The 12,142-nt window shown below is 44.0% G+C and carries 10 protein-coding genes; 6 read left to right on the forward strand and 4 right to left on the reverse strand.

What is annotated here, in order from left to right:
- The first annotated feature begins 129 nt into the window (after nt 1–129).
- Nucleotides 130–411: a YcgL domain-containing protein gene (locus tag R3P39_RS03010; RefSeq protein ID WP_336565538.1), complete on the forward strand. Its 282-nt coding sequence runs from the start codon at nt 130–132 to the stop codon at nt 409–411.
- Nucleotides 408–1,427 (forward strand): lytic murein transglycosylase, encoded by a 1,020-nt coding sequence (locus R3P39_RS03015; protein WP_336565539.1) that lies wholly within the window; start codon nt 408–410, stop codon nt 1,425–1,427. The genes R3P39_RS03010 and R3P39_RS03015 overlap by 4 nt, the downstream gene beginning before the upstream one ends.
- A gap of 121 nt (nt 1,428–1,548) precedes the next feature.
- Here R3P39_RS03015 and R3P39_RS03020 read toward each other — a convergent pair whose 3' ends face one another.
- The 3 genes from R3P39_RS03020 to R3P39_RS03030 are packed head-to-tail and all read right to left on the reverse strand — an operon-like array spanning nt 1,549 to nt 4,447.
- Nucleotides 1,549–2,547 carry a cytochrome d ubiquinol oxidase subunit II gene (locus R3P39_RS03020; RefSeq protein ID WP_336565540.1) on the reverse strand — a complete coding sequence of 333 codons (999 nt, stop codon included), beginning with the start codon at nt 2,545–2,547 and terminating at the stop codon, nt 1,549–1,551.
- Nucleotides 2,540–3,886, reverse strand: a complete 1,347-nt coding sequence (locus R3P39_RS03025; protein WP_336565541.1) for a cytochrome ubiquinol oxidase subunit I — start codon at nt 3,884–3,886, stop codon at nt 2,540–2,542. Before R3P39_RS03025 ends, R3P39_RS03020 begins: the two co-directional genes overlap by 8 nt.
- 15 nt (nt 3,887–3,901) lie before the next feature.
- Nucleotides 3,902–4,447, reverse strand: coding sequence for a GbsR/MarR family transcriptional regulator (locus R3P39_RS03030; RefSeq protein WP_336565542.1), 546 nt, complete (start codon nt 4,445–4,447; stop codon nt 3,902–3,904).
- Nucleotides 4,448–4,667: 220 nt separating this feature from the next.
- Between R3P39_RS03030 and R3P39_RS03035 the strand changes: the two genes are divergently transcribed.
- The gene (locus tag R3P39_RS03035) at nt 4,668–5,849 is read left to right on the forward strand and encodes an alkaline phosphatase family protein (RefSeq protein WP_336565543.1); all 1,182 of its coding nucleotides are present in this window, start codon (nt 4,668–4,670) and stop codon (nt 5,847–5,849) included.
- 54 nt (nt 5,850–5,903) lie between these two features.
- On the opposite strand, the gene R3P39_RS03040 is transcribed toward R3P39_RS03035, so the two are convergent.
- Entirely contained in the window at nt 5,904–6,080 is a 177-nt protein-coding gene (locus R3P39_RS03040) for a hypothetical protein (RefSeq protein WP_336565544.1), read from the reverse strand.
- Nucleotides 6,081–6,295: 215 nt separating this feature from the next.
- Between R3P39_RS03040 and R3P39_RS03045 the strand changes: the two genes are divergently transcribed.
- The 3 genes from R3P39_RS03045 to R3P39_RS03055 all read left to right on the forward strand — a co-directional run bounded on the left by R3P39_RS03045 (nt 6,296) and on the right by R3P39_RS03055 (nt 12,127).
- Nucleotides 6,296–7,885: a sensor domain-containing diguanylate cyclase gene (locus R3P39_RS03045; RefSeq protein WP_336565545.1), complete on the forward strand. Its 1,590-nt coding sequence runs from the start codon at nt 6,296–6,298 to the stop codon at nt 7,883–7,885.
- A 104-nt stretch (nt 7,886–7,989) separates the two neighbouring features.
- Nucleotides 7,990–9,396, forward strand: a complete 1,407-nt coding sequence (locus R3P39_RS03050; RefSeq protein WP_336565546.1) for a YfcC family protein — start codon at nt 7,990–7,992, stop codon at nt 9,394–9,396.
- A gap of 277 nt (nt 9,397–9,673) precedes the next feature.
- Complete coding sequence (locus tag R3P39_RS03055; RefSeq protein ID WP_336565547.1) at nt 9,674–12,127, forward strand: putative bifunctional diguanylate cyclase/phosphodiesterase; 2,454 nt, start codon at nt 9,674–9,676, stop codon at nt 12,125–12,127.
- Nucleotides 12,128–12,142 lie beyond the last annotated feature (15 nt).

Consider the following 12,142-nt stretch of genomic DNA (forward strand, 5'->3'; position numbering starts at 1 on the left):
CTCAAATTTTTATACAACTCGCTCTAAAGCCTTATCAGCTTTGCCATAGAGCGTAGTAAAACTTTCCACAACTTACTATTAGCATGGTATAGTGAGCGCCACTGATTAGCAAGATTTTATAGGGTTATAATGCTTACAGCTGTATATAAAAGTCCAAAAAAAGCGGATACCTACCTTTTTGTCACGAAAAGAGACGATTTCTCCGATGTCCCCGAACCTTTGTTAAACACTTTTGGCAACCCCATTTACGTCATGATGGTGAACCTTGCTAAACGCCAAAAGCTGGGTATTGCCGATCTGGATACAGTTAAGCAGAAGTTAACCGATGATGGTTTTTACTTACAGCTTCCCCCACACACAGAAAACTTGCTTGATGAATTTAAAAAGCAAAATGGAGTAACCGACGCGTGATAAAAAAAATTTCTCTATTAGTGGCCTCTTTGTGCCTGTCGACGTCAGTATTTGCCAATACCCAAGCCAAATTCGATAGCTATTTAAGTGCCTTAAAAAAAGAAGCCATCGAAAAGGGTTATAGCCAAGAGCTGGTAGACCAAGCCTTCGCCACCGCTAAGTTTAAGAAAAAAGTAATTAGCAACGACAAATCACAACCGGAAGTGGTTGAAACGCTAGAGACCTATCTTCCTAAACGAGTTCCAGAGTGGAAGGTAAGCCAAGCGCGAAAGTTGTATAAAAAGCACCAAGATTTACTAGAAAAAGTCGCCAAAGAATATGGTGTGCAAGCCCGCTTTATTGTCGCCCTTTGGGGACTAGAAAGTAACTTTGGCCGTATCCAAGGTGGCTACCCAGTGATCAGTGCCTTAGTGACGCTGGCATTCGATGGCCGCAGAGAGGCTTTGTACAAACGCCAACTGTGGGCCGCGTTAGACATTTTACGCGATGGCCATGTTAACCTCGATAACTTCAAAGGTTCTTGGGCCGGCGCCATGGGTCAAACCCAGTTTATGCCCACCTCATTTAATGCCTATGCGGTCGATTATGATAACGATGGTCGTAAAGACATTTGGACCACTGAAGCCGATGCCTTTGCCTCCATTGCCAACTACCTTAAAAGCGTAGGTTGGAATGACAACTTAACCTGGGGTCGTCAGGTACAACTACCAGAAAACTTTGATAGCAAGTACGTTCTAAAACGTGGTACTAAAAATCATAAACAGTGGCTAGAATTTTGGGCCAAATCAGAGCGTACACTAGAGCAGTGGCAGCAATTAGGATTACGCCGCATGGATGGCACCGATCTACCAAAAGTAAACATCACTGCCGCATTAGTGATGCCTGATGACATCAATGGTCGTATGTATCTTGCTTATGATAATTACAAAGCACTGATGAATTGGAACCGTTCATATTATTTTGCTACCAGTGTTGGCTATTTATCTGACCGCATTGGCTATCCGAAAATTAAATAATGGCTATCGCCAATATCAATAAGCGCAATAATAGAAAAAAGGCAGTGTATCTCTACGCTGCCTTTTTGGTTGGGCTAATGTAATACCAATTACGACGTGCGTAACGGGTAAAGTGCAAAATTTAATAGTAAGAAAGCGGTTCGACCTTACCCCAAAACACGCGATAAGAAAAAACCGTATAGGCAATGAGCGTCGGCACTACCACCACCACACCATACAATAAAAAGGTAAGAGCAGAAGGGTCGGCAACGGCTTCAAAAATCGTCAGCTTGCCAGGCACTACATAGGGGTAAAAGCTATACACTAGGCCGAAAAAGCACAATAAAAAGATAAATGCTGAAATCATAAAGGGTAACCAAGCACCGGTTTGAGGCGCTTTAGGTAGCTTTTGTAGTACTAGTTCTAATATAACGAATAACACGACGCATATGATGGGTGCGGGAAGTACCACTAAGGCCAATGGCAAATCAAACCAACGGCCATAAATCTGCTCGTTGATCATGGGGTTGATCACCGACACCAAAAGCACACCCAGTAAAGCAACCCAAGCAAAGCGTCGGCACCAGCCAATGGCACTTTGTTGTAACTGACCTTCACATTTCATAATTAACCAAGCCGAGCCAATTAAGCCATAAGCGCACACCACGCCAATACCACTAAACAGTGCAAAAGCGTGGGCTACAAGAGTGTTTTCAAAACCCAGCACATATAACCCGAGCATGTACCCTTGCGCGAAGCCAGTTAGCAGTGAACCAAACTTAAAGACTTTGTCCCAACGTCGCTGGCGTTTAACTCGCGCTTTGGCCCTAAAGTCAAATGCCACTCCACGCATGATCAAGCCAAACAGTAAAAACACCACAGGCAAATACAGCGCTTGTAAAATCATGCTATGGGCTTCGGGAAAAGCGATAAATGCCAATCCCACAGCCAATACGAGCCAAGTTTCATTGGCATCCCAAAACGGGCCAATAGAGGCTATCATGGTGTCTGCCGTATCACGGTCGTCCAGTGGAATAAGCATGCCTACCCCTAGGTCATAACCATCCAAAATGGCATACACCAATACCGCTAATGCCATCAAACCGGCATAAATCAACGATAAATATTCGGCATTAAACACGCGCCACCTCCTTATTTACTTCATTCATTTCATACTCTTCGACTTCAACCGATTTATTGGCAGTATGAAATAGGGTGCGAATATAGGCGTACAGCAACACCGCATAAATACTCAAATAGCCAATTAAGGTAAACAACACGTTGCCACTAGGTAGGGTGGTGACGGCCTCTTCGACTCGCAGAACACCACTGACAATATAAGGCTGGCGACCAACCTCAGTGACATACCAGCCTGCTAATGTCGCAATCCAACCTGAAAATGTCATTGCTACCAGCACTTTTAACTGCCAATCAGGCAGTGCACCTTTACGGTATAAAGTGAAACGAGTCAGCAATGCAACCGCTATCATTAGCATGCCCATGCCAACCATCACCCTAAAGCTGTAAAACACCGGTTTAACCGGTGGATGCTCACCTTTAAATTCATTGAGTCCTTTAATCTCACCATCCATTTCATGAGTCAGGATCAGACTCGCTAGGTTAGGGATCCCGATGGCATAGTCGTTACGACGCTCTTCTTCGTTCGGCACAGCAAACAACAAAAGTGGTGCACCACGCTCGGTTTCCCAAACGCCTTCCATTGCCGCGACTTTTTGCGGTTGATGTTCCAAGGTATTAAGACCGTGTAAATCGCCAACAAACGCCTGCACAGGGGTAAGCAAAGCCGCTACGGTTAATGCCACTTGCAGGGTTTTCTTCGGAGCATGTTTGTCGTCTTGTTTAAGCATCCGATAAGCGCTGACTCCAGCAATTAAGAAAGAGGCCGTTAACGCACTGGCTAACAACATATGCATCAAACGGTAACCAAACGAGGGGTTAAAAATGATGGCAAACCAATCGGTGGGGTAAACGACTCCATCTCTTAGTTCAAAGCCCGTTGGTGTTTGCATCCAGCTATTTAGAGATAAGATCCAAAACGCCGAAAGGGTAGTGCCAACGGCCACAATAATGGTGGCCAAAGTGTGTATTTTTGGCGGCACTCGCTTCATGCCAAACAGCATAATTCCTAAGAAAGTCGCCTCCATAAAAAACGCGGTGAGTACTTCGTAGCCCAGAAGTGGACCGGCGACATTACCAACCTTTTCCATAAAGCCTGGCCAATTGGTACCAAACTGAAATGACATGGTAATGCCACTGACCACGCCAAGAGCAAAAGTCAGTGCGAAAATTTTCACCCAAAAACGATAAGCACGTAACCACACTGGGTGTTGTGTCAGGTCATACTTAATTTTAAAAAACGCGAGAAACCATGCCAAAGCAATGGTAATGGTGGGAAAAAGAATATGAAAACTGATATTGGCCGCAAATTGAATTCGCGACAACATTAATGTATCAAGCATGACGCACCCCGCTTGTTAAGATTTACGTAATAATTTGTCCTTTAAATCTATTACCTTACTCACTGAAGAGCCGAGCTTCATTAATTGCTGCAGTTGCTCAGGAGAGAGTCGTTGAAGCTCTGCCGACCATTTGGTTACGGTTTCCAGCAAGTCGTGAATGGTTTGCATTTGCTCTTGGGCATAAATCTCTTCTGGCGAGTTTGCCGTATCTAAAATTTGATCCCGCAACAGCGATAAGGTAGGGTCGATTTCACGTTTACGACGCTCCTCAAACACCCGATTTGCTAAGTCCCAGATAGAGCCATTAGGTGAGTAGTATTCTTTTCGGTCGCCTGGAATATGGTGCACTTTAACCAGTTGCCACGACTGCAACTCTTTAATGCCCATACTGACATTGCCACGAGATATTTTCAGTGCTTCGGCTATTTCATTGGCAGTTAACGGCGCTTCGTTAATCACCAACAAACCAACCATTTGACCGATAGTACGATTAAATCCCCAACGGCTACCCATTTCCCCGCAGTGGAGAACAAAATTTTCTATTTTTGGTGACAGGTTCATTGTTTTAAACTTTCAGTAATTTTTGAAACTTTAATATAAGGCCGGTATTGATTGAGATCAAGCATTAATTGTATTCAGGGGCATTTGTTTTATTCTTAGTCGCAAGTAAAAAAGTCCCTAGTATCAACACAAATGATGATCCCGCCGAAAATATTTTGTGTTTAAATGGTGGAGCTGGCATTAAGCTAGAGTAACTAACTGAAAACACACGGATCAAATAATGATAAAATACCTTTTATGCGCTCTGCTTTTGGTTCCGACCATAGTATGTGCACAACCACCTAGCACCATTTTAATTTCCATTGATGGCTTTCGCTGGGATTACATTGAAAAACACAACGCCAAACATATTGGCAAGCTTGCCTCTGAAGGGGTGCGCGTAAACAAGCTAATTCCTCAATACCCAAGTAAAACGTTTCCTAACCACTTGTCTCTGATCACGGGTCTTAAACCCATCAATCATGGTTTAGTTGATAACCACTTTTGCGATAACCAGCGTCAGCAATGTTATAAAATGGGCCGTGGCAAGATTGATTCAAGTTGGATTCAAGGAGTGCCGCTATGGAACCTAGTTAAAATGCACGGTTATAAATCCGCTGCGTATTTTTGGCCTGAGTCAGACGCTAGGATCAATGGCATGACACCTGATTACTATTATCACTATGCCAAAGAAGCGGATTACCAAAACCGGTTAGACCAAATTGTCAGTTGGTTACAATTACCACAAGCGCAGCGACCTCTGTTTATTGCCAGTTATTTTTCTCTGGTGGATACCAAAGGTCATGAGTTTGGCCCTGAACATCCACAAACCAAAGCGGCAGTTCACTATATCGATGAGCTCATTGGAAAATTTGTCAGTAATTTAAAATCCAAAGGCATTAGCGCCAACCTCGTGCTAGTCTCTGATCATGGCATGGCTAAGGTCAATGAAGCAGACACCATCGCTATTGAACCATTAGCTATTCCAAAGGGGTGGATGGTGAAAAACAGTGGTACCCGAGTGTCATTATACACCCTTGGCCAACCTAATTTGGATGTCAAAGAGTTGCTGCAACAATTGCGCGACAAAGCACAAGGCCGATATCAGGTATTAGAGAAGTCGCAGCTAGCAAAGCTGTACCAAGGTAATTCACCACGAGTTGCCGACATCGTACTACAAACCCAAGCCCCCAGAGTGTTTAGCCAAACCGGTGAGCTCCACTATCAAGGCACTCATGGCTTTGAATCCAATAATGATATGGCGGCTTTTTTTGTCGCTAAAGGACCAGCGTTTAAGTCTGGAATGGTGATAGAAAGTGCAAGTAATTTAGAGCTCTACCCAACGCTTGCCAAAGTGATGGGATTAACGCCCGTTAACTCATTAGATAGTGACGGCAAGAACTTGCTACAGCTAATTAAATAACGGTTTTGCTGGTGTTCGCTAATGCCAGTGCAATGGCGAACACCAAAGTACTTATTACTTTTTGTTAGACGTGCGAATAAAGCGCTTGGCCAAAGCCGTCACTATGTACACCAGTACTAACGAGTTAAGTACTAGCAAGGTGTCTTTATCACTTATAAATAACCATATAGCAGCCAGAGCTAAAATAGCAATGGTAAAATGACCTACTAATGGATTGCTTTTCTTTTTCATCAAGGTGTCGTGTCGTTCACTTTGCCGTTATTTTACACCGGTTCCATCTGACAAACCAACATTGTTGGTTAAAAACTAACAACTTTGCATTCAGTCTGTATAATAGAGACAAACTTTCGCATTAGCTTAACTGGTCACACCAGATTTGATGTAGATTAATCTATGCCGATACTGCCTCGGCTACACTAGACATGATGGACTAAAGAGAAATTTAAGTGAGTAAAATCAACAAAGCCAAGCATTGGTTAGATCTTAAAAAATTAATACTCATTCTGGCCACCTTGTGTGTATTAACGTCATTATTTAATGCGTTATTTGCAACCTATCAAGTGCAAAAGGAAACAATGATCAAGGATACACTTGAGTCTAACCACGCTTATGCAGCAAAATTGGCCGATGTCACCGATCTTTTTTTGCAATCAGTTTTGGCGCAGCTCAGTAATTCAAGTCAATTAGTAGCTAATAACTTTACTAATAAAGAGGCGGTTAATACTGAGCTTAAACAGTTACTCCAGCGCACCAATAGCTTTGACTCTATAGTGCTGGTTGATGCCAAAGGGCAGATCATCGATGCCTTGCCTGCGTCACTAGACGTCACTGGGACGTTACTCACCAATGAAGTGCTCACCTCGCCACTGCGAGATCAAACTCCAAAAATAATCGGCCCATTTGTCTCACCTGCTGGCAACTTAATGGTCAGCCCAACATACCCTATTTTTTCATCGCAGCAGGAGTTTTTAGGTTTTATTGCCGCAGGAATTTACCTCAAAGGAGATAATATTTTAGGGAAACTGTTGGCCAGCCATCACCATCGCGACGAAACGTACGTGTATGTCACAGGACCCAATGGTAAATTAATTTACCACCACGATGAAACCCGCATTGGCGAAGACGTGTCAGTCAATCAGGTAGTGCAAAAATTAAAAGCGAACCAGTTTGGCGCAGAAGAAATAAAGAATACTTTAGGCGTTGATATGCTGGCAGGATTCGCACCTATAACTACTAGCCAGTGGGGGGTAGTGGCACAACGACCATTACAAATCACCATGTCGCAACTAAACCACACCATGATACATGTGATTAAAACTACCGCACCGTTCACGGTCTTATTATTAATTTGCGTGTTAGGCTTAGGCACCTTAATCGCAAAACCACTCTGGCGAATGGCCAAAATAACTGAGCAAGTACAAGACGGCCGTAATACTACTTTCCCTAGTGTACCAACGTGGTACTATGAAGCCGCTTGGTTAAATCAGGCCATGCAACATAGCGTAAAGAGTCTTGGCGAACAAATTCAGCGCTTTGATGATGAACGCCAGCAAGATCAGCTAACGGGCCTTTATAACCGTCGAGGTATGGAGAAGTGGTTAGCCTCGGCAGCTGAGCATAACATTGCCTTTAGTATCATTGCCCTTGATATTGACCACTTTAAGCAAGTTAATGATAGCTTTGGCCATGATGTCGGTGATGTGGTGATCAAAAAACTCGCTGAATTGATGCGCCAGAATGCTCGTGGCGATGATCATTTGTGCCGTTCCGGTGGTGAAGAGTTCTTGATGTTTTTGCCTCGAGTGGACTTAGAACAAGCCATTAAAATAGCCGAGCGTTTACGAGTGTGCACTGAGCAAACACAGTTTGATGTTGCCGGACATATCACTATTTCGTTAGGCGTTTCCCATTGGCCACTGTGCTCGGAGGATATGCTTCATGCCTTAAAGCTTGCAGATCGGAGCTTATACCAAGCCAAGGCCAATGGTCGTAACCAAGTAGAGCAAGCCGTTGCTGCCAATCACCAAGTTGCTTAGCCGCCGTGAGCACTTAGAATATAATGGCAAAAGCCGTGAAATGTGCGCCGAAAATGGGTAATATGCTGCCCGTCTAATTTTATTTTATTGGAGTTGTACTTTTCATGGCCAACACCTTGAAAGTTCCTCATACCTTAGTGTTGCTACTGGGTATGATGTGTATTGCCCTTATTTCTACTTGGGTTGTTCCCCAAGGTTTTTTTGAGACCGCCACCACCGACTCAGGTCGCCAGGTGGTATTAGCCGGAACCTATCACTTAGCTGAGCAAACCGTAGGCTTAACCCCATGGGATTTACTTAAAGCCATTCCACGCGCTTTTGCAGCAGCCCAAGACGTTATCTTTTTTGTCATGATCGTAGGTGGTGTGTTGGCGATTGCCAGAGCCACAGGCACGGTGGATGCATTAATAGGGCGGCTACTAGAAAAGCATGGCGATAAACCACAAAAGCTGATTTTTATGGTGGTCTTTTGTTTTGCCATTGCCTCAAGCACCATCGGCACCGCAGGGGAATACATTCCGTTTGTGCTTATTTTAGTGGCCTTGTGTAAAGCCATGAAACTCGATGCCATGACCGCCGTCGGTATGATCATTGCCGGTTACGGCATTGGCTATGGCGTGTCTGCATTTAACCCTTTCACGGTATTGATAGCGCAACAAATTGCTGAAGTGCCAGTGTATTCGGGAATATGGCTGCGCTTTGCTATTTTCTTGCCTTTCGTTCTAATTGGTTTTCACCATGTTTGGCAGTATTCCAAGCGCGTACAAGCTAACCCCGAAAAGTCGATGATGACAGACGTCACTTGCCCGTTGGCAGGTCAAGCACAACCCAGTTATCCAACTCTTAATAATCGTCATAAGTTGATTTTATCCTCCTTTATTATCACTTTAGGGGTTGCCGTTTGGGGTATAGCCACCAAAGGCTGGTACTTATATGAGTTGGGTGGTGTGTTTATCGCATGGGGAATAGTCATCGCCATATTAGGTAAGCTCAGTGCTGATGAAGCGGCAAACCGCTTTATTGAGGGCGTGTCTGACCTGGTTACTACTGCCATTTTAATTGGCGTAGCCCGTGGCATCGCATTGATTTTGGAAGATGGACAAATACTTCATACCATTGTTAATGGCTTATCAACTCCACTTTCATATGTTGCTGCAGAAATCTCAGCAGTGGGTATGTTGGTGATTCAAACCTTATTAAATATGTTTATCCCATCCGGTTCTGGTCAGGCTTATGTCACTATGCCATTGATGGTGCCAGTTGGCGACTTAGTGGGTGTACCACGACAAGTTGCAGTACTGGCGTACCAATTCGGCGATGGCTTTTCAAATATGATTGTGCCCACCAATGCGGTACTGATGGGTATTCTTGGTATGGCTGGCGTGCCTTACACACATTGGTTTCGATTCTGTATGCCATTGATGTTTAAGTTAATGCTTGCTGCTGCCACAGTACTGGTACTGGCCGTGATGTTCGGGTACGGTTTAGACGTGCAACCGAAAATAACGTAACCCCCCCGGCAGCTGTAATGCTCTTTACAGCTGCCTGTTAGCTGCTGATCTAAAATAATTTTCATTACTTATCTTACGTGTTTATTGATCTGCGTTTGTATAGCTAGTAGCTTAATAGTCTAAACTAAACGATTAAAGCAAAATTCCGTTATGGTTATACGAACAGCTCACTATGTCATTATCATTTAATCAGTTTTACAACTTAACCAGTAGCAAGCAAAGATATCAATTTGCATTGCAAACCCTTTACAACAGGTTTCAGGCTAGGCACTGTTTTGTGGGCCAGTTTGTCGATGATGACCGCCAAGTAAACACCGTAATGTACTACCGTGACGGCAAAATAGTAGACAACATCACCTATGATTTGCAAGGCACACCCTGCATGGACGCCAAGCAAAGCCAAGGAGTGTGCGCAATATTCGATTGCTTGCAACAGCGTTATCACGAAGATGAACTACTCAATGTGTTGAACATTGAAGGTTACCTTGCTGTTACCTTGAGAGCGCTCGATCATACGCCAATTGGCATTTTAGTGTGTTTATTCGATGAACACACAGCCATATCCAGTGAAGACAAAGCGTTTTTCCAAGAGCTCGGTCACCTGGTAGCCACAGAATTAAATCACAACCTTGAACTTGCCAAACAAGATAGACTGGTAAAACAACTTGCTAAAGGCGAAGAAATCGCACAACTATGCACTTGGTCGTGGCAACTTAAACAAGACAAACATTACTTTTCTAGCCATTTTGCTCAGTTAGTGAAAACGCCGAATTGCGAGGCTTCTTTATCTACGCTGTTAAATGCCTTGGTGGCTGATGACAAGTCTCGTTTACAAGGCGCGCTGGAACGCATTGCCTCAGGTGAGTGTCGGCATATAGATTTGCGTGTCGCCCTTACCACAGCAGATGAGCACTCTGGTTTATTGCACATTAATGGGCAAGTTGAAAACGCCGATGATAATTCAAAAGAGCCCGTTTTCACTGCCACCATCCAAGAAATTAGCTATCTTGCAGCATTAACAAAGCAACTTGAACTCACTAATGTGGTGTTTGAGCATGCCACAGAAGCCATCATGATCACTAACAAGAATAATAAAATTATCATGGTTAATAGGGCGTTTGAGCAGCTCACAGGCTACACAGGTTTTGAGTTGTATGGTCAAGACCCTGGTGTCTTATCCTCTGGCCAGCAAGATAAAACCTTTTATCACAGCATGTGGCAATCACTGATGCGAACTGGGCATTGGAAAGGTGAGATCCATAACCGCCGTAAAAATGGCCAGATCTACCCAGAAGAACTTACCCTGAGCGTGGTTAAAGATGAACAAGGCAACATAGTCAATTACGTTGGCATCTTTCGTGATATCACTGACTGGAAACGTAACGAGGCTCAGCTTACCTTTTATGCCAATCACGAGCCACTCACCGCGTTATTGAACCGCCGAAGCTTTATGCAGCGTTTAGAAGAGCAAATCTCCGAGGCCAGAAGTCAAGGTGGTAGTTGTTCGCTTATTTTTATCGGTTTAGACCGCTTTAAAGAAGTAAATGATGTGTTTGGTCCTGAGGTAGGCGACAAAGTGCTGGTATCTGTGGCCAAGCGACTAAAAAATGCCGTACGACAAAATGACATTAGTGCTCGTTATGGTGGCGATGAATTTGCTATTTTACTGACTAATAGCGATGTTGATAATGGTCTAAGCATCGCCAAAAAACTCTCGCATAAGCTGTCTCTGCCTTATGTCTTCAATGACATTACCATCGAAATTACCGTTTCAACGGGCGTGGCACAACTTGAGCCTGGCTCGAAAATAACGGCGGTAAATTTGCTTCGAAATGCCGCCCACGCACTTAATAGTGTAAAGAAAACAGAGCGAGGGCGAGTGGCGCTCCACGACGTTTCAATTCAAAATGCCTACCTGAACAAAATTAAGCTTAAAGACAAACTTAAAAAAGCGATAAAAACACAATCGCTTAGTGTTCATTATCAACCAATTGTTGATGCCAAGAGTAACCAGATCAGCAAATTCGAAGCCTTAGTTCGCTGGTTTGACGATGAGTATGGCTTGGTTTCGCCTGGTACCTTTATTCCCATTGCCGAAGAGTTTGGCCTGATTCATCTGGTTGGTCAGTTTGTCTTGGAGCGTAGCTGCAAAGATCTGGCCATGCTCCATCGCGCCGGATTTACCCATATTGGTTTTTCAATTAACCGCTCGGTTAGTGAATTTAAAACCTCGACCAACCAAGTCAAGCTTATCACTAAAGCCATTGAAACAGCAGGTATTGATTACTCTGCAATCACCATAGAGGTGACCGAATCTTTAGCATCAGACCGCTTAACTTGGAAAAAGCTCAATGAGATACGCGAGCATGGGGTAAAACTTTCTTTGGATGACTTTTGTACGGGCTACTCATCGTTGAGTAATCTAATTGAAAACCAAGTCGATTACTTAAAGATAGACAAAAGCTTTATTGATAGCTTACTGACCGACCGCAGCAAGCAAGTGATGGTGGATTGCTTGATTGATCTTAGTGACAAGCTAGGGATCCATGTTATTGCCGAAGGGGTTGAGCACTACAACCAACTGCAGCAGCTCAGGGAGCTTGGTTGTCATCACATTCAAGGCTTTTACTTTAGCCCTGCCAAAGACATTGACGCTTGCCTCGCGCTACTGCAGCAGGGCGCGTTTAATGAACAAAGCGAGACTATAAGTTATGGCCAGCAAGGGCGCTAATTACGCGCCCTAATC

The organism is Pseudoalteromonas sp. UG3-2 (genome assembly GCF_037120705.1).
Lineage (GTDB): Bacteria > Pseudomonadota > Gammaproteobacteria > Enterobacterales > Alteromonadaceae > Pseudoalteromonas.